Source organism: Lignipirellula cremea (assembly GCF_056501455.1).
On the sequence record NZ_CM151415.1, the window covers coordinates 4403499 to 4426867 of the forward strand.

General features: G+C 66.5%; 12 protein-coding genes. 5 read left to right on the top strand and 7 right to left on the bottom strand.

The genetic code is table 11. The annotated features are described in order from the left end of the window. Positions 1 to 10: 10 nt before the first annotated feature. The 3 genes from SH602x_RS17165 to SH602x_RS17175 all read left to right on the top strand — a co-directional run bounded on the left by SH602x_RS17165 (position 11) and on the right by SH602x_RS17175 (position 6394). Positions 11 to 2359, top strand: coding sequence for a DUF1592 domain-containing protein (locus SH602x_RS17165; protein ID WP_479473480.1), 2349 nt, complete (start codon positions 11 to 13; stop codon positions 2357 to 2359). A gap of 8 nt (positions 2360 to 2367) precedes the next feature. After that, positions 2368 to 3645: a DUF1501 domain-containing protein gene (locus SH602x_RS17170; protein WP_479473481.1), complete on the top strand. Its 1278-nt coding sequence runs from the start codon at positions 2368 to 2370 to the stop codon at positions 3643 to 3645. A gap of 133 nt (positions 3646 to 3778) precedes the next feature. After that, positions 3779 to 6394 (top strand): CehA/McbA family metallohydrolase, encoded by a 2616-nt coding sequence (locus tag SH602x_RS17175; RefSeq protein WP_479473482.1) that lies wholly within the window; start codon positions 3779 to 3781, stop codon positions 6392 to 6394. Between the two features lies 1 nt (position 6395). Here the strand turns inward: SH602x_RS17175 and SH602x_RS17180 are convergent, their stop codons facing one another. From SH602x_RS17180 to SH602x_RS17205, 6 genes are all read right to left on the bottom strand, one after another. Beyond that, positions 6396 to 7583, bottom strand: coding sequence for a Gfo/Idh/MocA family protein (locus SH602x_RS17180; RefSeq protein WP_479473483.1), 1188 nt, complete (start codon positions 7581 to 7583; stop codon positions 6396 to 6398). A 60-nt stretch (positions 7584 to 7643) separates the two neighbouring features. After that, complete coding sequence (locus SH602x_RS17185) at positions 7644 to 9080, bottom strand: DUF1501 domain-containing protein (protein WP_479473484.1); 1437 nt, start codon at positions 9078 to 9080, stop codon at positions 7644 to 7646. A 52-nt stretch (positions 9081 to 9132) separates the two neighbouring features. Further along, complete coding sequence (locus SH602x_RS17190) at positions 9133 to 11655, bottom strand: DUF1549 domain-containing protein (RefSeq protein WP_479473485.1); 2523 nt, start codon at positions 11653 to 11655, stop codon at positions 9133 to 9135. A 116-nt stretch (positions 11656 to 11771) separates the two neighbouring features. Continuing rightward, on the bottom strand, positions 11772 to 13247 hold the full coding sequence (locus tag SH602x_RS17195; RefSeq protein WP_479473486.1) for an ankyrin repeat domain-containing protein: 1476 nt from the start codon (positions 13245 to 13247) through the stop codon (positions 11772 to 11774). A gap of 148 nt (positions 13248 to 13395) precedes the next feature. Beyond that, the gene (locus tag SH602x_RS17200; protein WP_479473487.1) at positions 13396 to 14745 is read right to left on the bottom strand and encodes a DUF1552 domain-containing protein; all 1350 of its coding nucleotides are present in this window, start codon (positions 14743 to 14745) and stop codon (positions 13396 to 13398) included. After that, the gene (locus SH602x_RS17205) at positions 14742 to 17117 is read right to left on the bottom strand and encodes a DUF1592 domain-containing protein (protein WP_479473488.1); all 2376 of its coding nucleotides are present in this window, start codon (positions 17115 to 17117) and stop codon (positions 14742 to 14744) included. The genes SH602x_RS17200 and SH602x_RS17205 overlap by 4 nt, the downstream gene beginning before the upstream one ends. Positions 17118 to 17677: 560 nt before the next feature. Here SH602x_RS17205 and SH602x_RS17210 point away from each other — a divergent pair. Both SH602x_RS17210 and SH602x_RS17215 read left to right on the top strand, forming a co-directional pair. Next, a complete protein-coding gene (locus SH602x_RS17210; RefSeq protein ID WP_479473489.1) occupies positions 17678 to 20824 on the top strand; it encodes a PSD1 and planctomycete cytochrome C domain-containing protein in 3147 nt (1048 codons plus the stop codon). Between the two features lie 55 nt (positions 20825 to 20879). After that, positions 20880 to 22346, top strand: a complete 1467-nt coding sequence (locus SH602x_RS17215; protein WP_479473490.1) for a DUF1501 domain-containing protein — start codon at positions 20880 to 20882, stop codon at positions 22344 to 22346. A 136-nt stretch (positions 22347 to 22482) separates the two neighbouring features. Here the strand turns inward: SH602x_RS17215 and SH602x_RS17220 are convergent, their stop codons facing one another. Beyond that, complete coding sequence (locus tag SH602x_RS17220; RefSeq protein ID WP_479473491.1) at positions 22483 to 23289, bottom strand: alpha/beta hydrolase family protein; 807 nt, start codon at positions 23287 to 23289, stop codon at positions 22483 to 22485. Between the last annotated feature and the right edge of the window lie 80 nt (positions 23290 to 23369).

Genomic DNA, 23369 nt, shown 5'->3' on the forward strand with positions numbered 1-23369 from the left:
ATTCCCGCCGATGGCCGCGCTCGTTAGCTATCGCCTGATCGCCTTGGCGGCTGCCCTGGCGATTCCGTCACTGTCGCTCTCCTTGTCATTGTGCGTGACGACAGCGCAGGAACCGGCGCCCTATAGCGGTCGCTGCTCGGCGCCGGTCGACGCCTACTTCGCCGAAGAGGTCTGGGCGAAGGTCGGTTCGCAGGTCTGTCTGACCTGTCACAAAGCCGGCGGCGATGCGGAGGAGAGCGAACTCGTGCTGCTCGATCCGCAGCGCAGCGTCGGTCCTGATCGAGACGCGGCCCTGTCGCAGAATCAGTCGCTCTTCCTGACGTTCGCGTTGCGTAAGGAAGGGGAGAAGTCTTACCTGCTGGCGAAGGTCGTCGGCGAGCTCGACCATGGCGGCGAAGACGTTCTGAAGTCCGATTCCGCCGAGTATCGCATTCTCGAAGAATTCGTTCGCCGGGCGAGCGCGTCGCAGAACGGCGAGCTGGTCGCCGGCATGGAAGAGGATCCCGACGCGCCGCCCTTCTTCGACGGCGTCACGATGCTGAGCGATCGCCGGCTGCTGCGCCGGGCGACGCTATCGCTCGTTGGAAGACTGCCGACGGAAGACGAACTAGCCGCGGTCGATACCGAAGGCCTGGACGCGCTGCCCGGTATTCTCGATCGCGTGATGGAGGAGGACGCCTTTTACGATCGCCTGCGCGAGGGGTTCAACGACATCTTCCTGACGCTCGGCTACATCGACGGCGCCGAGTCGGCGCTGACGTACCGGCATTTCAGCGAAACGCGCCACTGGACGCAGAAGCACGATCTTTCGCACATCGCTGACGAGAAGGAGCGACAGCAGGCCCGCTACAAGCTGGCGAACGACTATCGCGAAGCGCTGTTTCAGGAGCCGCTCAAACTAGTCGAGCATATCGTGCGAAACGATCGACCCTTCACGGAGATCGTGACGGCGGACTACATCATGGTCTCGCCCTATACCTCCCGCGGTTACGGCATCTACGACGATCTGCGGCCCGAGTTCGAGGACCCGGACGATCCCTTCGAGTACGTGCAGGTCAAGCTCAAGGCGCTCGTCGGACGGGACAAGCGGGACGATCAGGAGTCGGCGACCGGCTTCTATCCGCATGCCGGGATCCTGAGCACGTTTCAGTACCTGCGGCGCTATCCCACGACCGAGACCAACCGAAATCGCCTCCGCGCGCGGATGTACTTCCAGCACTTCCTGGGCGTCGATGCCCTGGAACTCGCGGCTCGCGTCTCGGATGCTGCGACGGTCACGGCCAAGTACGAGATTCCCACGATGCAGGCATCCGAATGCGTCGTCTGCCATCGCACGCTCGATCCGGTCGCCAGCCTGTTCCAGGATTACTACGACTTCGAGGGCGTCTACGGCCCGCGACGCGAAGGCTGGTACGAGGACATGTTTCAAGCCGGCTTCGAGGGGGAAGAGATGCCCTCCGAAGAACGCTGGCGGGCGCTGCAATGGCTGGGCGAGCGAACGGCGAAAGATCCCCGCTTCGCCGCCACGATGGTCGAGCACGTCTATTCCATTCTGACGGGTCGCAAAGTCCTGCTGCCGCCGAAGGAACTCGACGACCCCCTCTTCGCCGCGAAACGCCGCGCCTATCGCGAGCAGCGCCGAGAGGTCGAACGCATCGCCCAGAAATTCGTCGAATCGACTTTCGACCTGAAGGTCGCGTTCCGGGAATGGGTCCTCTCGGACTTCTACCGGGCGGATCGACCGGAGGACGCCGTGGAGTCGCCGGAGCGTCTGGCCGAACTCGACGACATCGGCGTCGTCAGTCTGTTGTCGCCCGAGCAACTGGAACGGAAGGTCGCCGCCATCTTCGGCAAGCCTTGGGGCCGGCTCGAAGGGGAGATGGCCATGCTCTACGGCGGCATCGATTCGCAGGAGGTGACCGAGCGCCCCGCCGATCCCAGCGGCGCGATGGGCGCCATCCAGCGAATGATGGCCAACGACGTCGCCTGCGAGAACACGCTGAGCGACTTCGCACTGGCGCCCGAAAACCGCCGGCTCTTTCCTCGCATCGAACCCGACGTCGTCCCGGGCGCGTCGCCGGACGGAGACGCCAGGATCCGCGAGGCGATCATGCATCTCCACTGGACCTTGCTGGGTCGGGAGGACGCGGTCGATTCGGCGGAGGTCGAACGCTCCTTCCAGCTTCTCGCCGGGATCGTCCGCGACGCCCAGTCGCAGGAAGAACCGTACGACAAGCGGGAAGCGTACCCGTGCCGACGCGAAAGGCAGGACGTCCCCTCCGACGATCATTACACGATCCGCGCCTGGCGGGGCGTCGTGACCTATCTGCTGCGCCGGCAGGAATTCCTTTACCAGTAAGACCCCTCATGCGACGCGACTTTCTGAAAGCCTGCGGTCTGGCCGGTCTGGGGCTCGCGATCCCGCGCTGGTCCGTCGCCGATCCCGCGCCCGAAAGGGACGGCCCCTACGAGGGTCCGTTCTACGTCGTGTTCAACGCCTCGGGCGGCTGGGACACGACCTACCTGATGGATCCGAAAGGGATCGAAGGGATCAACCGCCTCTATAAGGAAGGGGACATTCAGACGCACGGGGCCCACAAGTTCGCGCCCACCGCGAAGCACAAAGAGGGCGGAATGAGCAACGAGGACTTCTACGCCGAGTTCGGCGAGGAGTTGCTCGTGCTCAACGGCCTGGACTACTCGGTCAACAACCATTCGCCCGGCGCCCGGTACATGGCGACGGGCAAGCTCGACAGCCTCGCCTATCCGACCTTCGCCGCGCTCGTCGCCGCGTGCCAGGGGCCGGAGTGCCCGATCTCGTACCTTACGTTCGGCAACTACTCCGCGACCGGTAACCTCGTCGCGATGGCGCGGGTGCCGTACCTGCCGTCGCTGCAGAAGATCGCGAACGCGGACTACGTCAACGGAAACGAACGGTCGCCCTACCACGACGACTTCGCCCTCGACCGCATCGAGCAGGCGCTGGCCGATCAGCATCAGGCGCAAGTCGCTCAGCCCCGTCTGCCCCGGGCGGAGCGTGCGGAGAACATGCTCTACGGCAGTCAGCTGAATTCGAAGTCGCTCGCCCGGGTCACGCCCTACATCCCCGACGAGATCCCGAAGGAACGCCTCTTTCAGCAGGCGGAGATCGCGCTCGCCTCGTTCAAGGCCGGCGTCTGCGTCTCGGCCAACCTCACGATCGGCCAGTTCGACAGCCACGCCAATAACGACCCTGACCAGATGCGGCTCATCCCGGAATTCCTCGCGGGCATCGCCTACGTGATGCGGCGAGCCGAGGAACTGGGCATCCGCGACAAGATGGTCCTCGTCGTTCAGAGCGAGATGGGCCGCACGCCGACCTACAACAACGGGAACGGCAAGGATCACTGGTCGATCGGCTCGATCATGTTCCTCGGTCGCGGCATCAAGGGGAACCGCGTCATCGGAGCGACCGACGAACAGCAGTTCCACGTGCCCATCGATCCCGCCTCGCTCTCGGTCGATCGCGAGCAGGGCGTGCGCGTCCGGCCCGAGCATATTCACACGGCGCTCCGCGAATTCGCCGGGATCGCCGACCACCCCTTCAGCAAGAAGTTCCCGCTCGAAGCGCCGGAGAAGGAAAAGCTCCGGGGCCTGTGGGGATGACCCGCCGGGCGAAGCCGATCGTTCGTGCGGACTGAGCGGGAAGGTCTTCGCGTCGCCCGCTGCTCTTCTCTCGCCTATCCTCTCTCCATGAACGCCGGCTCGACATCCTTCGTCGCGCGGGCGGAGTCTCCCGATGCATCGTCTTCCCGCGCGGCTCGCGCTACTGTCGGCTTTTCTCTTCGCAGTCAGCCTGAGCGGTCGAGAGGCGACCGCTCAGGAAACCTGGAAGCTGACCGTGCGCGTGCTCGACGAAGCGACCGGCGCCGCGATGCCGGCACGTCTCGTCCTGAAAGCGAGCGACGGCGCCTACCCGGGCGATCGACTGCGCCTCTCGGCGGACCGCTGGCCGAACATCGAAGCGCATGCAGTCTTCATCGACGGCGAAGAGACGTTCGAACTTCCTTCGGGTCCGACGTCGATCGCGGCCGCGCGCGGAATGCAATGGCGTGCTGAGACGAAAAGCGTGGACGTGAAAGCTGGCGAGATAACGACGGTGGAGCTACGACTCCGCAAGGTCGTCGACATGCAACGGCTCGGATGGGTCGCGGGCGATCTGCACGTCCACATGATCCACGGCGAGAACCAGCGCGAGACCAGCTACGAAGACGTCGCGCTGACCTGCCGGGCGAACGGCCTCGACTTCGTCTCCGTCGGCCAGGAGTACACAGGAGCGGGAACGCTCGACCTCGCGGGCTATCGCGCGGCCTGTCGCGCCGTCTCGGGCCCCGACTTCCAGATGTTCCTCGGCGCCGAACGACCGAAGAACATCCTGGGGCATCAAGTGATTCTCGGAGTCGAGAACCCGTTCCTGATTTCCGAAGAGCCTCCTTACTGGAAGGTGCAGCATGCCATTCACGAACAGGGCGGCGTGGCCGTCTACGTCCATTCGGTCCGCTACTATCCCGGCAAGCAGTACCGCGGCGAATGGCTCGACTTCCCCGGCAACAATCTTGCCCGCGAACTGATCTTCGACGCGTTCGCCGGGCCCTCCTTCGACGGCCTGAGCGTGCTCAGCGACGAGCCGGGGAACGCGACGGCGCATCGGCTCTGGTTCGAGCTATTGAATCGCGGCTGCTTCGTTCCCGTCTTCGCCGACAGCGACGCCTGCTTCGATCGTCCCGAGTTGGGGATGAAGGCGCCCGGCTTCTGGAACACGTACTACTATCTCGGCGAGGGCGCGGAAGTCTCGCCGGAGAATCTGGTCGAAGCCGTCCGCCGGGGGCGGACGATGGCGACGACCGGTCCGCTGGTGCGGTTCGGCATCGACGGCCAGATCAGCGGCGCCACGCTGTCGCCCGACGGCAGTTCTCGAACGGTTTCGATCGACGTCGACTACCCGCAACATGCCTTCAGCCTGGACTCCGTCGATCCGAAGACGAACGAGCCGACGACGATCGCCCGGATCGAACTGCTGCGCAACGGCATCGTCGTGAGAGAGTGGACGCCGAAGTCGAATCAGGCGAGCGTGACGCGCGTCATCTCCGAAAGCGAGCCCTGCTGGTACGCCGTGCGCGTCTACGGCAGCGATGCGCAGTGGCAAGTCGCGCTCGCGAGTCCCATCTACTTCGACCGAACGCCGGCGGCAGAAAAGGACGAACCGTTCAGCGTCGTCGTTCGCGGAAGGATCTACGACTTCGAGACCGGCCGCGAACGTTCGGGGCAGGTGGAGATTCTCCGCCACGGACGAACGCTGAAGCAGTTCGAGGCAGCGGGTCAGTTCCGGGTCCGCATGCCGATCGATGCGGAGATCGTCGTCACGTCGGGCGACGAACGACCGCTGCGGAAGAACCTGCTGCTGGACTACGGGCCGGTCCATCGCTTCCTGTGGCATCTCGAAAGCGCCGACCTCGGAGAAGCGGAAACGTTCGAGCAGTTCGAGCGCCTCGTCCGCGAAGTCGACCTGGAGTTTCCGATCGGCTATTCCATGCCCGGCAGCTTCTTCGCCGCCGAACTGAAGGAGGCGACGCCGCTCGATCGAGTCCGCGTTCTCGGCGGACCGGAACGCACGACCGACGGATCTGTCGCCGTCGCCGCCGTGCTGATGGACGTCGAGCGGATCGCGCCGGGCGACAAGTTCCATGTCGCGGCCCTCTTTCGCGACGAAGGATCTGCCGCCGATGCCGGGCCGTTCGTGATCGAAGCCCGCGGCTACGACCCGAAGCGTCCGACCGGCTTCGGAGCGCTGAAGAAGTTCGCGTCGGTCGAGGCGACCTGGGAGAAGGCGATCGATCTCGGCGACGGGTACCGGCTCGTCGCGGGCGAGATCGCCGTTCCTGACTGGGTCGAAGCCGGACCGACCGGCGCGATCGACCTCTCCGTTCGGGCGAGGCAGGGCTCCTCCGACGCCGCGTTCATCGGCCTCTCGATTCCGCTCGGGCCGACGCAGCGGGCGCTGAGCCTGTCGAACAGTTGGCCGACGATGCCCCTGTCATGGCCCGATCGGGAGTACGGCGTCGGCCCGTTCAAGATCTGCAATCGCCTGGGCCGTAAAGGCTCTCCGAAGGCGGACTATCGTCAGACGCGACTCTCCCTGAAGGCAGGGGGCCGGACCTTCGATCTGCTGCCCGAGCGCGACGCCCGGGGAGTCGCCGACGCGGACGACGCCTGTTACGTCGACCTGTTCTACGATCAGGTTCTCGGAGACGAGACGCACCAGGCCGAGCCTACGCCCGTTCGCCCGCAGCCTCAGGTGATCTGGCGGGACGATCTGATCGACGCCGCAACCGATTCGCCTGCGAGCTCCGACTGACTCAGCCGGAACTCTTCATCAGCGCGAGCGGGTTGTCGCGCTGCTTGAGCGGGAAGCTGACGCTGGCGCCGCCTTGACGGTGCGACTCGAACGCGGCGCAGATCATCTCCACCGTTGCGGCGCCGTCCGCAGCGCTGCAGAGCGGGCCGCGATCCTCGTCGCAGGCGGCGATCAGGTCGAGCGCCGCGACGACGTGGTTCGCGACGTTCGCGATCAGCTCCGGCTGATTCTCCGGCTCGCCGACGCCTGCGGTCGTGATGGGAATCCATGACCTCGGTTCGGCAGCGGGCGCGTAGGGATTGCCGGGAATAAAGTGGGCGACGGGGTTCGCGTCGATGTGGATCGCGACGACTCCTTCGCTGCCGACGATCTGCAGGGAGAAGGCGCCGCTCGTCCGATCGTCGGCGATCGAATCGTAGTACGCGACGACGCCGCTCGCCGTCTGGTAGCGGACGTGCATCTCGTTACCCGCCAGCGGACCGAGCCCTTCGGCGCCTTCCTTCACGTCCGCTCCCGTCCCCGGTTTCCCGTTCTGGAGGAGCAGGGCCGAGCAGGAGACGGCGTCGCCGGCGAATCGCCGCACCAGATCGACGATGTGGCAGCCCAGCACCCAGAAGTCTTCGGCTCCGCCGCGTCGATCGCCCTTGCCCCGCCCGCGATATTCGAGGACGCGTCCCAGCTTGCCGTCAGCGATCAGTCGTTCGACATGCGCCAGCGCCGGGTGATACTGATTGCGGTGCGCGACGGCGATCTTCGCTCCGTGCTTCTCGCACGCCGCGAGCAGCGAGTCGGCTTCCGCGGGCGTGCGGCAGAAAGGCTTCTCGATGTAGATCCCCTTCGCGCCCGCCTCGATCGCCGCCAGAGCCATGTCATGATGCTGATCGACATGTCGGGGGCAGACGGACACGAACTCGGGTCGCGTATCAACCAGCATCCGGCGATAGTCGGCATATCCGCGCTCGACGCCCAGCTTCGCCTGCGCCTTCTTCAATCCGGCCTCGTTCGCGTCGGCGACGGCGACGATCTCGGCGCCCGGGATCTGCTTCCAGACCGTGTCGAGACCATGCCCGTAATCGCCGCGGCCCGTGTGGCCGATCACGGCGACGCGACGCTTCTTCTCCTCGGCGAACGCGATCGGGCCCGCGACCGCCAGCGCCGAACCGGCGATCAGAAACGTGCGACGCTGCATGGCGGAGACCGATCCGAGAGAGAAGGAAGAAGAGTCGCTCCGCTGGGACTCGTCGCGGAATCACGCGCCGAACAGATCCATCGCGGGCGTCCCGAGGCCGTCCTCGGTCGCGTAGAACGGGCGCTTCTCCACGTCGTACGCCGTTTTGGGGCTGATGCCCATGGCCGTGAAGATCGTCGCGTGAAGATCGGAAACCGAGAGCGGCTTCTCCACGGCGACGAAGGGCCGCTCGTTCGCGGTCGAGCCGTACAGATGGCCCTTCTTCACGCCGCCGCCCCACATCACGACGCACGAGGCGCCGGTGAAGTGACGGTGCTGGCCGTAGTGCTTCATTTCCTTGAACGCGTCGACCGGCTCCGTGGTCTGGTCGTTCGCGTTCGAGCCGGGCTTCCCTTCCATGATCATGTCCCGGCTGAACTCGCTGGCCAGGATCACGAGCGTCCGGTCAAGCAGCCCGCGACTCTCCAGGTCGAGGATGAGCTGCGCGATCGGGCGATCGATCTGCTTCTTCATTTCGACCAGCGTGGTGTGGCCGTTCGCGTGCGTGTCCCAGTTGAGGAACGGGACGTACTCCGTCGTCACCTCGACGAACCGGGCGCCGTTCTCGACGAGTCGACGCGCGAGCAGGCACCCGCGTCCGAAGCGCCCGGTGTCGTACTTCTCGTAGCTCTCCTTCGGTTCGAGCGAGATATCGAACGCCTCGCGTTCCCTCGCGCTCAGCAGGCGATAGGCGTTCTCCATCGCACGCAGTTGCGACTCGCGCTGGAAGTCGCCGACGAACTCGCCCTGCGGCGATTGTTCGACCAGCTTGCGGAAGAGCTGGTTCCGCCGCGCGAAGCGACCGGGGTCCATTCCCTTCGGAGGTCGGACCGACGTCGCCGCCTCCTCGGGGTAGGGGAGGTTCATCGGCCCGAACTCGCTGCCGAAGAAGCCGGCGGTGGTGAAGGCCTTCAGTTCTTCCTGCTCGCCCACCCCTTCCAGTCGCTGGCCGATGTTCACGAACGCGGGCATGACCGGGTTCAGCGGTCCCAGCACGCGGGCCATCCAGGCGCCGATGTGCGGACAGGCGACCGTCTGCGGCGGGACGTACCCCGTGTGCCAGTGATACTGATGCCGCGAATGGAGGATGCTGCCGAGGTCGGGCAACACGTGCGAGCGGATCAGCGTCGCGCGGTCCATCACCTGCGCGACGTGCTCCAGCCCGGCGCTGATCTTGACGTCGTCGACGACCGTGTCGATCGCGGGGAAGGTGCTCTCCACCTTCGCGACCGGAAGGCCGACCTCGAACGGCACGTACTTCTTCGGATCGAACGTGTCGGGCGCGGCCATGCCGCCCCCCATCCAGAGCAGGATGCAGGAGTCCGCTTTCGGACGAGGATGCTCGATCGTCGCGCCGTCTTCGGCGCTCAGCAATCGCGGAGCGCCGGCCAGCATCGTCGCAGCCCCGGCGGCCGCCAGTTCGCGGAGAAACTCGCGGCGATGTCGCTGTTCGTTCATCGGATCGCTTTCATTCCGTCGCATGATTCGTGTCACGACCTGCTGTCGCCTACTACCGTACTAACTGAAACTCCGGAAGCATCACGACCGCCCAGAGGACGTCTTCGATCGCTTCGGTCGTCAGTTCGGGACCGACGATCCCGGAAAGGGTTTCGCGCTCAGCGGAGGTCGGATCGCGACTGAGGGCGAAGCGCCAGGTCCAGTCGATGAACGCTTCGGGCGACGCCCATTCGCGCTGCTGCAGCGTCGCGGCGCCGCGGCGGAGAAGGTCGGCCAGCGCCTCGCCGTTGGAGAGGTCGATCGCCTCCAGCGTCGTCAGTTCCAGCGGTCGCACGCTGACGATCTGATCGCGGTTGGGGCGTCCCAGCGATCGCATCAGGAAATCGCTCTTCAGCAGCGACGCCCGGACCATCGCCTGCGATACCGACGCGCCGCGCGACAGCCCCTGCGTCAGCTCTCCTTCCAGTCGGCTCATCCAGACCTGCTGCTGCGCCGCCTTCGCCGCGGGCTTCCAGTCCTTCGCCGGCTGCTTGTACTTGCCGTTCTTGTCGGGAAGCTGGGCGTTCCACTCCCACGTCTCGTCGGTGAAGAGCGCGCCCCCCTTCCCGTCCGCGTCGAACGAGCGGGCCTCGAAGAAGAGCGCGGCGGGATTCGGACCCGCGCCGCCGTTCTCGGCCACGATCAGAATCTCGTTGGCGCCCTGCTTGAGATTCGACAGGGGCAGGAGATCGGGCGCTTCCCAGTTCTCGCCGCGGGCGATCCGCTTGCCGTTGACGTAGAGCGTGTAGGCGTTGTCGCACGAGATCGCGGCAGACGCTGACGCAGGCGGCGCCGTCAGATTCCACTGCTTGCGAAAGGCGAGCTTCTCGCCTGCGGCGACGGCGCTCACGTCGGCCCTGTTCCAGATCCAGGCGCCGGCGACCGGCTGCGCATTCGGCGCCCCGGCATCGGGCTTGCCTCGCACGACCGGCGCGTCGAACTTGTCGGGGCTACTGTCGGTAAGTTGCCGGGCGGCGTCGACGAACTGCTCCGCGGTCATCCGCTTCGATCGCGGACCGGCGTAAGCGTACCCGTCGGCGTCAGCCGCTTCGCTGACGCTCTCCGCACGGGACTGGTAGGCCTGCGAAGTGGCGATCCGTTCCAGCGTCCGCTTCAGATCGTAACCGTTCGCGACCAGATCCTCGGCTAGGTAATCGAGCAGGTCGGCGTTCCAAGGTTCGCTCTGCATCGCGTCGACCGGATGGACGATGCCGCGGCCCATCAGGCGGTGCCAGAGCCGGTTCACGATCGTCCGCGTGAAGCGTCCGTTCTCGCGATGCGTCATCAGATCGGCGAGCTGCTTCAGCCGTTCGGGCTGCGACGCCGCGGGATCGATCTGTCCCAGTTCGGGAAAGATCCAGGCGGCCGTCGCCGTCTCGCCCGTCGGTTTGTCGCAGCGATGAAGTTCCAGAGGTCGCTGCGAGTAGACCGCGGCCAGGCCGAAGGCGTCTTTCAGCTTCCACCGGTCGATGAAGCTGTCGTGGCACGAAGCGCACTTCAGGTTGATGCCGAGAAACGTCTGACCGACGCTCTGCGCGTACTGAATCTCGACCGTCTGGCCGGCGCTCACTTCGCCCCGCCAGCGGATGCCGTCGGCGAAGCCGGAACTCTCCGGAGTCGGCGGAGCGATCAGCTCCCGCGCGAACTGGTCGTACGGCTTGTTCGTGACGAGCGCGTCGTACAGCCACTTCGAGATCTGCGTCCGTCCGCCGGTGATGAACCCGGTGCCGGCGTAGTCGTTCCGCAGCAGGTCGTTCCAGAACGTGAGCCAGTGCTCGGCGTAGTCAACGTCCCGCACGAGCAGCGTCTGCACGAATCGCGCCCGCTTGTCGGGCGACGCGTCGTTCAGAAACGCCTCGCGCTCTTCGTGCGTCGGCAGCAGCCCGACGAGATCGAGCGACGCCCTGCGAAGAAAGGTTTCGTCGTCGACGGGCGGAGGAGGTTCCTGCCCTCGCTCGCTCGAGTAGGCGTCGAGGATCCGGTCGACCGGATGCTCGCGCGAAGCGAGCGGCGGAGGAAGTTCCGGCATCCGCGGCTTAAGCGGCGGATCGTAGGCCGTCGGCCCGAACGAATAGCCCTGCTCCCACTTCGCCCCTTCGTCGATCCAGCGACGGACCAGGGCGATTTGCTCGGCCGTGAGCGGTTCGCCCTCGGGCGGCATGCGGATCGTGTCGTCGTCGGAACCGATCCGAGCGACGACTTCGCTTTCCCCGCTCTTGCCGGCCACCGCGGCGACGCCCGATTCGCCTCCGCCCAGGAACGACTCGCGGGTATCGATCGAGAAGCCTCCGCCCCGCTCGTCGCCGCTGTGACACTCGGCGCAGCGGCTCTTCAGCAGCGGCACGATCTCGTGAGCGAAGTCGACTTCTGCGGCAGCGAGTCCGCCAGCGTACGCGGCCAGGACGACCGCGAAGATCAGGAGCGAAGCACGAAGGCTCATTCTCATAGCCAGGATGCGGCTCAAGGCAGGAGGGATGCGGAAGAGCGGGGCGGGCGGACCGCCCGGCGCCAGATCGGCGCCGAAGGCGAATCGCACGCCGGCATTATACGCCGCCGCCTGGAAAGCCGCCCCCGATAACCTGCCCGTGCCCGCGGAGCGTGCGTGAGTCGAGGAGGACTCTAGCGCGGCCTCGGCCCGTTTCGCGGCGAAGCTCATTCTTCCCCGGTTGTTTCGACGGCGTTCGCGGGCGCCGCGGCAGGATTTTTCTTGAGCGCCCGCTCGAGCGCGGCCGCGGTCTCCGGCGAAGGGCGGAAGTTGCCGTGCCGCTTGCCGGAGGCGATCGTCGAGGGCGTCCAGCCGTAGTGGTTCGCCCGGTTCCAGACGTCGGGGTCCGCGCCGCGCCGGGCGAGGAAGTCGACCACGCGGGGATACATCTTGTAGGCGGCGCCGTGCATGGCCGTTTCGCCGTTCGCGTCGACGGCGTCGACGTCGCAGCCGAGTTCCAGCAGGAACGACAGCGCCTCGATCGTTTCGGCGTCGGTCCCGCCCGATTCCTGCGGCGCCGGGATGCCCACGCCGGCCGCGGCCAGCAGCGGCGTCGTCTTCTCTTCGTTGGCCAGATGCGGATCGGCGCCGAGTTGGGCGAGCTTCCGCATCAGCGCCGCATCGGTCGTCGCCGACGCCAGCAGGAAAGGCGTCGAGCCCGGATGGCCCAACCGGCCCCCGCCTTTCGGCCCCTTCTTCAGCCGGGCGTTCACGTCGGCGCCATGCTCGACGAGCCTTTCGACGAAAGCCAGGCTGCCGAGCCCGCCCGATCCTCGCGGCGGCGGTTCGCCGTCGAGGCCGTCGCCGCGGTTCGGCTTGCGCACCCACGTCATCACGTGCAGCGGCGCATAGCCCGATCGCTGGTCGTTCGGATCGGCGCCTGCATCGAGCAGAACGACGGCTGTCTCGAAATGCCCATTCTCGACGGCGAGGAGCAAGGGAGACGTTCCCGCGACCGGCTCGCGGCCATTCGTCCTTCGCTCAGGCTTCGTCGCTTCGTTCGCGTCGACGCCCGCCTTCAACAGGACCTGCACGACCTTCGTCCGACCCTCGCGGGCCGCGAACAGCATCGGCGTGAAGCCGGAGGGCAGGGCGCTTCGATAGTCGGCGCCGGCGTCGATCAGCGCCTGCACGACGTCCGCATGCCCCTCGGCCGACGCCCACATCAGGGCCGTCTGGCCGCTCCGCTCCTTCGCGTCGACGTCGGCGCCGTGCCGCAGCAGGGCATGGACGACGTCGACCTTGCCGGTGCGCGCGGCGGTCATCAGCGCCGTCTCGCCGCCGCGAAGCCTGGCGTTCGGGTCCGCGCCGGCGCTCAGCAACTGTTCCGCGATCCCCGCATCGCCGTTCGTGCAGGCGAGCGATAAAGGGGTGACTCCGTAACGATTCGCAGCCGTCGCTTTCGCGCCCGCGCGGAGCAGCTTTCGGACGAGCGTCGGATCGTCGTGCCAGACGGCCCAGTGCAGCGCCGTCATCCCGTCGACCTGTGCGGCGTTCACGTCCGCCCGCGCTGCCAGCAGATCGTCGATCGGTTGCAATTCCTGCCGCTCCGCCGCGTCCGCGACCGACGGCTCGTCCGCCTGCGCGAACGAAGGCGTCGCGAAGGCGAAGGCGGCGGCGAGATAGACGGCGAAGCGAGGCATGAAGAAGCGAGCGAGCGTCAGGCAGTAAGGCTGAAGGTGGAAGTCATGCTTCGAAGTGGATGTTCATGGGCGACCGATTCCCGCTCTCCCACTGGCGGAGCCAGCGCCACCCGAGAGGAGCGGAACGAGGGATATTTTTGTCGACGTTCTACATCGATAGCGGCTCGAACAGGTCGTCGACCATGCCGTGGCTGTCGGCGAACTTGTCGAGGCGAACGCCGACTTTGTCGAGCAGCGTCAGATGGAGGTTCGCCAGCGGAGTCGGCTGGGCGTAGCGAATGTGGCGTCCGCCCCGCATCTTGCCCGCGGCGCCCCCCGCGACCAGGATCGGCAGGTTCTCGTGATCGTGGACGTTCGGGTTGCCCATGCCGCTGCCGTAGAGATAGAGCGAATGGTCGAGCAGCGTACCGTCGCCTTCCGGAATCGACTTGAGCTTCGCGAGGAAGTCGGCGAAGAGCGAGACGTGAAACCGATTGATCTTGGCGACCTTCGCGATCTTCTCCGGATCGTTGCCGTGGTGGGTCAGCGGATGGTGCGGATCCGAGACGCCGATCTCGGGATAGGTGCGGTTGCTCGTCTCGCGAGCGAGTTGGAAGGTGATCACCCGCGTCACGTCGCCTTGCAGCGCGAGCGCCTGCAGGTCGAACATCAGCCGCGCATGATCCGCGTACGACGCGGGCACGCCAGTCGGACGATCGAGATCGGGCAGCGGGTTGTCGCTGGCGTCGGCCTCCGCCTTCTCGATCCGCCGCTCGACCTCCCGTACGGCGTCGAGATACTCCGCCACGCGTTGCCGATCGGTGGGCCCGAGCCGGTTCTGCAGGCGGGCCATTTCTTCGGCGACGGAATCGAGCAGGCTGGCGCGCCGTTGCAGCGAAGTTCGCCGCTCGGCGGAATTCCCGCCGTCGCCGAACAGCCGCTCGAAGACCACCCTCGGATGGGCCTCCGCCGGCAGCGGCGTGGTGGGGGAGGACCACGAAAGGTTGTTCTGGTAAACGCAGGCGTAACCGTTGTCGCACTGGCCCGACAGCGACAGCAGGTCCATCGACAGCTCGAGCGAAGGAAGCTGCGTCTGGGCGCCGATCGCCTTGGCCGCGATTTGATCGACGGTCGTGCCGAGGTAGTAATCGGAACTTTCCGTCAGCTTCGCCGTAGCCGCGCTGAGGAAGGCCGCGTTCGAGGTCGCGTGCGTGCCGGGGTAGGCGTTCCGCAGTTCCAGGTTCGTAATTGCGGTAACGTGGTCCTTCACGGGCGCGAGCGGTTCGAGCGAAGACGAGAGTTCGTCCAGCGTCCCGTCGCCGTTGGGAGTCCACCTCGTGACGTCGCAGCCCATCGGCATATAGACGAAGCCGAGGCGCCGCAGTCGGGCGGGCGCGGCGACCGTCTTCGCCGAAGCGGTCAGCGCCGGAACCATCGCGTCGAGCAGCGGAAGCGCGAGCGACGCGCCGAATCCCCGCAGAAGGGTCCGGCGCGGCAGAGTCTTTCCGGTCACGATCATTCGGCCCTCCTCACCTGAAACGGAACGCTCTTCGCGATCTCCAGGACCAGCGTCGAGAAGCGGTAGTCGTCCGCGGCAGCGTTGCGCACGATTCGGCGGACCGCGGGTCCGTCATCGGGCGTCAGGCCCCGTCCGAGCGCGTAGGTCAGCAGTTTCTCCGTCAGCGTCGCGACGAACGGTTCCGGCCGCGCGAGCAGCGCCTGTTCGAGACCTGCCGCGCCGACGAACTGGCTTCCGCCGGACATTCCGCCCGAGGCGTCGATCGCGACGCCTTCTTCCTCCGAGCGCCACCTACCGACGGCGTCGAAGTTCTCGAGCGCGAGGCCGGGCGGATCGATCAGGTCGTGGCAACTGGCGCACGCCGCGTCCGCCCTATGCTGGGCCAGACGATCGCGGACCGACAGCGAGGCGTCGACGGTGATATCTTCCAACGCCGGAACGTCCGCGGGCGGCGGAGGGGGCGGCGTTCCCATCAGATTCTCGAGGATCCACTTCCCGCGAATGGTGGGCGAGGTTCGCGTCGCGTAGCTAGTCACGGTCAGCACGCTTCCCTGCCGGAGCAGGCCGCCGCGCACGCTTTCGGCGTCGAGCGGCACGCGGCGGAAGCGACTGCCGTAGATGTGCGGCAGGCCGTAATGCTTCGCCAGGCGCTCGTTCAGAAACGTCTCGCCGGGCGACAGCAGGTAGAGAGCGCTGCGATCCTCCCGCACCATCGCGTCGAACAGCGATTCGGTCTCCTCGCGGAGCGCGTCGCGGAGGTTCTGATCGAAGTCGGGAAACAGCCGACCGTCCGGCGCGGCGGAGTCGAGATTTCGCAGATGGAGCCACTGGCCGGCGAAGTTCGTCGCGAGGCTCTTCGACCGCGGATCGGCGAGCATCCGGCGGACTTGCGATTCGAGCGCCTCCGGCCGAGAAAGCTCACGCCGCTCCGCGGCGGCGAGCAATTCGTCGTCCGGAACGCTGCTCCAGAGGAAGAACGAGAGCCGCGAAGCGAGCGTCACGTCGTCGACGCGGCAGGGCTGTCCGGGGGACGCGTCTTCCGGATCGAGCTCGATGCGGAACAGGAAGTTGGGATTCACCAGAACCGCCGCGACGGCCGCTTCGATGCCGGCTTCGAAGTCGCCTTCGCGACGGGCGTCACGGTAGATCGCCAGAGGCCGTTCCAAGTCGACCGCCGTCGTCGGACGCCGATACGCCCGGCGCATCAGTGCCGAGAGAATCTCCTCCGCGCAGGCCTCTTCCGATTCGGGTTCCCCGGGATAGCGGACGAACAGCTTCTCCCGACTCGGCGTCTGACCCGGACCTCGGTCGTCGTAAGGGCCGACGATGGAGACTTCGAAGATGGCGGGCGAGGTTCGCGGATGGCGGTGGAGATTGAACCGTGCCTGATAGGGCTGACGCTTGGTTTCCAGCAGCCGTGACGGATTCTTGACGAACGTCACGCCCAGGTCGTGCGGCCCTGCGGAGACGGAAATACGCGCATGCAGGTCCCGGTCGACATGCTGGTGGTCGGTCTCATTCTTCGGCGGGCGAACGGTGAATGACGCGAGTTGTCTCCGATCAAGCAGGACTTCCAACTCGTGCGGCTCGTGCAGCCCCTCGACATGCTCGTCGCGATCGCGCGTCAGGCGAATCTGAATCTCGTAGTCGCCGTCGCGGGGGAAGGCGAAGGGGATGAGAACGCCGCCGCGGGTGCCGATCGGCAGGCCTTCGACATGCTCTTCCTGGGTCACGTCGGCGGGTACGCGAAACGTCTCGCCCGAGGGAGCGGACGACTTGCCGCCGACGGCGAGGCGACTGATCTTCTGCGCCGCGTCGACGTACCGTTCCATCCGCGTCGGCGAGAGGTCGGAGACGTTGACGTTGTCGAACCCGTGCCCTGCTTCGTCCGGCGGCAGGAGCGAGGCCGGGTCGATCTCCAGCGCGAGCAGGTCGCGAATCGCGCTGGCGTACTCCGTCCGGGTCAGGCGGCGAAGACTGGCGGTGCGACCTGGCCGGGGATGCCTGGCGGCGGCCTCATCGAGAATCCCTGTCAGCGCAGCGAGCGATGACTCGTATTCGAGTTCGCCGGGGCGGGGCGAGCCGGCGGGGGGCATCTGCCGCGCGACGAGCCGGCGGACGACCGCTTCCCATTCCGGCGAGCGCCGTTCGATCGCTTCGCCCGTCAGCGCCTGCAAGTCGAGGTCGCCTTCAGGGTCGACCGAGCTGTGGCAGTCGACGCAATGGCGTTCGACGAACGCATGGACCGCGGCGCTCGATGCAGCAGATGGCGCCGCCGACTTCGGCGACGGTTCATCGCCGGCCAGGCGCTCGGCGCGCAGCGTCAGCGCGGCTGCGGCGAGGAGAAGAAACGAAGCGGCGCGGATCCGCACGAGAAGGCTCGCGGAAGGCGGGAGAGGCCCTTCAGTATGGCCGAATCTGCTTCCCGAGGCGAGCTAAACCGCTGCGTTCTCGTCGATGCGAGTGAGGGATGCCAATTCCCTTGAGTTCCTGGCGCTCGTCCGATTTGGCGAGCGGGGTATTGCGTCCCCGGCTCGCCCTTCCATTTCAAGTTTCGCTCTTTCAAGATGGTCGAAAAAGGCCGACGTCGGCTGGCGGGGGCGCGCGGTCGTCGTGGGCCAGTCGAGGGTCGAGTATCTAGAATTTCGACCGCGACGCCTGGGCCGGCGCTTATCCCCGCCAGATGAACGATAGGCGCTGTCCACCGCAGAAGGCGACACTTTTCTTTCGGCGCTTGCTTCCCCGGCGAGCGGAGGGCGTCAGCCCTCCGTGTCTCCTGTTGACGCGATCACGGTGTGCGCTCCGCGAGTTCCGCCATGAATTCGGCGGCCTCCGTGGTACGATTGGGTAACTCCCGCGGAGAGTCGCGGATCGATCATCGATCGCACGCCCCGCGTCGTCGCCAGCCCGCCCTGAAGCTTTTCGAACGCTTATGCTCGTTTCGCATCGACTGCTGTTCGTCGCCCCGCTAATGGCGGTCTCGCTCGCCCTCGGAAGCCTCCGGGCAGCGGAGATCGATTTCAATCGCGACGTCCGGCCGATCCTGTCGGAAAACTGCTTCGCCTGCCATGGCTTCGACGAGCACGCGCGCGAAGCCGAACTGCGCCTCGACGTCGCCGACGAGGCGTACGCCGATCGCGGCGGATCACGACCGCTCGTCCCCGGCGATCTGGCGGCGAGCGAAGTCTGGGTCCGCATCACGAGCGACGACGAATCGCTTCAGATGCCGCCGGTCGACTCGCACCTGGAACTGACCGAAGACCAGAAGGCGACGCTGAAGGCCTGGATCGAGCAGGGCGCCGAGTATGCCGCTCACTGGTCGTTCATCCCGCCGGTCAAGGCGCCGCTGCCCCAGCCGGCGAAAGACTGGGCCGTCAGGAACGAGATCGATCGCTTAGTCTTCGATCGGCTGGCCAGCCAGGGACTCGCTCCCGCGCCCGAGGCCGACCGCTATACGCTCATCCGCCGGCTGAGTCTCGACCTGACGGGCCTTCCGCCGAGCGCCGAGGAGGTCGAGGCCTTCGTCGCCGACGAGAGCGACGACGCCTACGAGCGGCTGGTCGATCGCCTGCTGGAGAGTCCGCACTTCGGGGAGCGGCTGGCCCTCGACTGGCTCGACGCGTCGCGCTACGCCGACACGAACGGCTTCTCGATCGACGGCGGTCGCCACATGTGGCTGTGGCGCGACTGGGTCATCGACGCCTTCCAGCGGAACAAGCCCTACGACGAGTTTCTGCTCGAACAGATTGCCGGCGATCTGCTGGAGCAGGCGACGATCGAGCAGAAGGTCGCGACGGGTTTCCAGCGCAACAACATGGTCACGCACGAGGGGGGAACGATCCCGGAAGAGAACCTCGCGAACTACAACATCGACCGGGTGAAGACGCTGGGCGAGGCCGTTCTGGGGCTCACGTTCGCGTGCGCGCAGTGCCACGACCACAAGTACGATCCGATCACGCAGAAGGACTACTACAGCCTCTACGCCTACTTCAACTCGCTCGACGACATCGGCCTCGACGGAAACGCGGGCGTCAATCCGCGGCCCTTCCTGCAGGCACGTACGGTTCTGAAAACGGGCGAAGAAGCGGGGCTTCAGCAGACGATCGCGAAGCTGAAGGCAGAGCTCGCTTCGCCCTCCGCCGAAGCGCTGGCCGCCTGGGAAGAGCGGGAGAAGGATGTCCTCGCGCGACGCGGCGAAGGCCTGTCCATACTGCCGGTCGAACTGCTGAAGGTCAGCACGCCGAACCGCGGCGCCGGCTTCGAAATCGAAGAGGGGCGTTTCGTCCACGTCTCCCAGCCCGGCGGGCTGGCGGCGTACGACGTGCTGACGAAGCTGCCGGAGTCGGACCAGCCGATCACCGGCCTGCGGGTCGTGTTTCATCCCGACCCGAACGCGCCGGGCGGCGGCTGGGGGCATGGTCCGCGGTCGCGGCTTCAGCAGAAGAAGGAAGACGCGAACGACCCGAAGAAGGACCTGACGAAGGGCTCGTTCGTGCTGACGACGCTGTCCATCAGCGCGGGCGAAGTTCCTGCCGATCAGGTCGACCTGTTCGGACTGCTCGAGGCGGCGCAGGTCACTGCCAGCGCCTGGCAGCCCGACCGCCGGGCGGAGGGTTGCCTCGATACGCTGAGCGCCAGCGGTTGGTCGCCTCCGGTCGAACAGGAGGGCGCCGTGCATCTGACGTACACGTTCGAGCAGCCGCTCGATGCGAGCGCGACGCCCTATCTCACGGCGCAGCTCAACTTCGGCGCGGGCGACGACCTGATCGCGGCGCGGATGGAGCTTCTCGCCGTCACCGGCGTCGACGACGGCAGTTCGCTGACGCCCGAAGAGATCGCCGCGCTGGAGACTCCGGTTGAACAACGTTCGCCCGAACAGGCGCAGGCGCTGGCCGATCACTTCGCGGCGCATGCGGAAGAGTCCGACCGACTTCGCGTCGATCTGGCCAACGCGGAAGAGCGCCTGGCCGTGTTGACGGGCGAGTTCCCGACGATGGTGATGAACGTCTCCGCCAAGCCGCGCGAGACGTTCATCCTGCATCGCGGCGACTACGCCCAGCCGAAGGAGCAGGTGGAAATCGCGACGCCCAGCGCGCTGCCCGCCTCGACCGAGCCGCAGACGGGCAGGTTGTCGCTCGCGAAGTGGATCGTCGCGCCGGAGCATCCGCTGACGTCGCGGGTCTATGTCAATCGCGTCTGGCAGATGCTGTTCGGCGCCGGGATCGTCCGCACGCCGGCGGACTTCGGATCGCAGGGCGAATGGCCGACTCATCCGGAACTGCTCGACTGGCTGGCGGTCGATTTCGTCGAGCTGGACTGGAACGTGAAGGCGCTCGTGAAGAAGATCGTCATGTCGGCGACCTACCGGCAGTCGTCGATCGCGTCGCCCGAGGCGCTGGCCAGCGACCCTCAGAACCGCCTGCTCGCCCGCGGAGCGCGGTTCCGCCTGCCGGCTGAGGCGATCCGGGATTCGGCGCTGAAGGTTTCGGGCCTGCTGAACGATCAGGTCGGCGGTCCGAGCGTCCACCCCTATCAGCCGGGGGACCTCTGGCGCGAAATCAGCCACTACGGCAGCACGCCCGCGACGGCGCAGACGTTCGTGCAGGATCACGGCGACAAGCTCTACCGGCGCTCGCTCTATACATTCTGGAAGCGCACGAGCCCGCCGCCCAACCTGGCGACGTTCGACGCGCCGAATCGCGAGACCTGCGTCGTTTCGCGCCCCTCGACCAGCACGCCGCTGCAGGCGCTCGTGACGCTGAACGACGTGCAGTTCGTCGAAGCGGCGAGAGCATTCGCGCAGCGGATTCTGCTCCGTGACGGGGACGACGAAGCGAAGATCCGCTGGGCCGTCATGGAGGCCCTCTCGCGGCCGGCGAGCGACCTGGAGATCGACGTGCTGAGCGAGGCGCTCGACCGCGAACGGCAGCGCTACGCCGCCGACGAGGAGGCCGCGCGGCAGGCGCTTTCCGCGGGCGAGTCGCTGCGCGAGGAGAGCCTTCCCGCGGCAGACCATGCGGCGTGGATGCAGATCGCGTCGATGCTGCTCAACCTGAGCGAGTCCGTCACGCGGAACTGAGCGACGAACTCCTCCGGCGAACGATTCAAGAAGCTTCCGCTCGGCGACACCTGATATGAACGATCGACACGATTTCGAGTTCGGATGCACCCGTCGCAGGTTTCTCGCGGGGACGTCGAGCGCCTTCGGCCTGACGGCGCTGGGAACCCTACTGACGAGCGCGGCGTCGCGTCCGGCGTTCGGGCTGGAGGCGGAAGCCGCCGTCGCGGGAGCTCTGCCGCACTTCGCTCCGAAGGCGAAGCGGGTGATCTGCCTGTTCCAGTCAGGTGGGCTCTCGCACGTCGATCTGTTCGACGACAAGCCGGCGATGCACGAGTTCGCGGGCAAGGAGATTCCCGCGTCCGTGAAGGGGGAGCAGCGCCTGACCGGCATGACATCGGGACAGTCCAGCTATCCCGTCGTGCCGCCGATTCAGTCGGGCAAGCGTTGCGGACCGAGCGGGACCTGGATCAGCGATCTGCTTCCCGGTATGCAACGCGTCGCGGGCGAACTGGCGCTGATCAAAACCGTCAACACGGAGGCGATCAACCACGACCCCGCGATCACCTTCATGAACACGGGGAACCAGCAGCCCGGTTACCCCAGCATGGGCGCGTGGGCCAGCTACGGGCTGGGAAGCGAGAACGAGAACCTGCCCGCGTTCGTCGCGATGACGTCGCAAGGCTCGGGCAAGAACCCGGGGCAGCCGATCTTCTCGCGACTCTGGGGGAGCGGGTTCCTCCCTTCGTCGCATCAGGGAGTGGGCCTTCGTCCCGGCGCCGCGCCGGTGCTCTACCTCGGCGATCCGCCGGGCGTGACGCGCGAGCAGCGCCGGGCGATGCTCGATGATCTGGCGAAGCTGAACGAGGCGCGAGCGCAGGAACTAGGCGATCCGGAGACGCTGACGCGAATCCGCGCGTACGAGATGGCGTTCCGCATGCAGACGTCGGTGCCCGAGCTGACCGACACGAGCGACGAGACCGCGGAGACGCTGGCGAACTACGGCCCCGACGTCCATCGCCCGGGAAGCTTCGCGGCGAACTGCCTGCTCGCGCGGCGACTGGCGGAACGCGACGTCCGCTTCGTGCAGCTCTACCATCGCGGCTGGGATCAGCACATCGCCCTGTCGCGGCAGCTTCCGAACCAGTGTCGCGACGTCGATCAGCCGACGGCTGCGCTGATCGAGGACCTGAAGCGGCGGGGCCTGCTGGACGACACCCTCGTGCTGTTCATGACCGAGTTCGGGCGAACCAGCTTCAGCCAGGGAAAGCTCGGCGATCCCAGTTCGGGCCGGGATCATCACGGGCGCTGCTTCACCTGCTGGATGGCGGGGGGCGGGATCAAGCCCGGCATCGAGTACGGCCAGACCGACGACTTCGCCTACAACGTGGCCGAGAACCCAGTCCACCTTCGCGATCTGCACGCCACGATCCTGCACTGCCTGGGGATCGACCACAGCCGGTTCAGCTATCGCTTCCGCGGCCTGCACGTGCGACTGACGGGCGTGGAAGAGGCCCACGTGGTGAAGGACGTGCTGGCGTAAGCTTGCTTCCCCCACCCGAGTGGACGTGTGTGCCATGGCTGGCTTGTCCAGCCGTGCATGCGACGTCACTCATCCGGCACGGCTGGACAAGCCAGCCATGGCACACGTAAAGCGAAACGAGCAGCGACATAGCGTTCTACTTCGCGGCTCCCGCCTTCGCCTTCTCGATCGCGAAGTCGACCAACTCCTGGCAGCGGAAGAAGCCTTCCCAGAAGTTGTGCCCCTGACCCTCGGCGACGATGAGGCGCACGGCGTCGCCCGCGCCTTCGCGTTCGTAGATCGCCGCGAGTTCTGCTGAGTTTTGCTTCAGCGGGACGACGGCATCCTCGTCGCCGTGGATGATGCAGAGGGGGATCTTCGCCTTCGCCAGGATGCCCGCCCGCGCGATCGGGTTATACGTCGCGAGCTGCGCCTCCAATTCCTCCGGCGTCAGGCCGAACGCCGGAGCCGCCTTGTCGAGACCGGGATAGGTTCGCAGATCGAAGACGGGGTAGATGCCGGCGAGGCCTGCGACCTTGTCGGGATGAGCGATGGCGAACGCGCTCGCCCACAGGCCGCCCCGGCTGCGACCGAGCAGGCAGGGCTTCGCCGCGAAGCCACGTTTCTGCGTCAGCTCCGCGTAGAGCGCCGCCATCAGTTCGGTTCCCCGCGGACTGCCGTAAGCTTCCCCTGCGTCGATGCCCGCGACCGCGACGCCCGCGGCGAGGAAGCGCTCGTGCATCCACTTCTCGTGACTGTCCGGATAGCCCGGCAGCGTCGGGGCGTACATCACCCACGGCTGCGGCTCGGTTCGCTTTTCCTTCTCCGGCAGCATCACGAACGCAGGGCGCCCCTCGATCAGGAACGATTCGCCCGGAAGGATCAACTCCTTGACCGCCTTCTCCTGCGCGGAGAGCGAGCCGGCGAATGAGATGATTAAGGCGGCGGCGAGCAGACGATTCATCACGCGAGCGACTCCGGTGCGATTCTCGTTCGGACGTATGGTTTTTTCGGCGAGCGGAGGGTGTCAGCCCTCCGTGGCAG

Excerpts from the sequence above, each read along its gene's own strand:
- SH602x_RS17195 (WP_479473486.1), bottom strand. The coding sequence starts at position 13,247 with ATGCCTCGCTTCGCCGTCTATCTCGCCGCCGCCTTCGCCTTCGCGACG.
- SH602x_RS17170 (WP_479473481.1), top strand. The coding sequence starts at position 2,368 with ATGCGACGCGACTTTCTGAAAGCCTGCGGTCTGGCCGGTCTGGGGCTC.
- SH602x_RS17175 (WP_479473482.1), top strand. The coding sequence starts at position 3,779 with ATGCATCGTCTTCCCGCGCGGCTCGCGCTACTGTCGGCTTTTCTCTTC.
- SH602x_RS17210 (WP_479473489.1), top strand. The coding sequence starts at position 17,678 with ATGCTCGTTTCGCATCGACTGCTGTTCGTCGCCCCGCTAATGGCGGTC.
- SH602x_RS17165 (WP_479473480.1), top strand. The coding sequence starts at position 11 with ATGGCCGCGCTCGTTAGCTATCGCCTGATCGCCTTGGCGGCTGCCCTG.
- SH602x_RS17180 (WP_479473483.1), bottom strand. The coding sequence starts at position 7,583 with ATGCAGCGTCGCACGTTTCTGATCGCCGGTTCGGCGCTGGCGGTCGCG.
- SH602x_RS17200 (WP_479473487.1), bottom strand. The coding sequence starts at position 14,745 with ATGATCGTGACCGGAAAGACTCTGCCGCGCCGGACCCTTCTGCGGGGA.
- SH602x_RS17215 (WP_479473490.1), top strand. The coding sequence starts at position 20,880 with ATGAACGATCGACACGATTTCGAGTTCGGATGCACCCGTCGCAGGTTT.
- SH602x_RS17220 (WP_479473491.1), bottom strand. The coding sequence starts at position 23,289 with ATGAATCGTCTGCTCGCCGCCGCCTTAATCATCTCATTCGCCGGCTCG.
- SH602x_RS17185 (WP_479473484.1), bottom strand. The coding sequence starts at position 9,080 with ATGAACGAACAGCGACATCGCCGCGAGTTTCTCCGCGAACTGGCGGCC.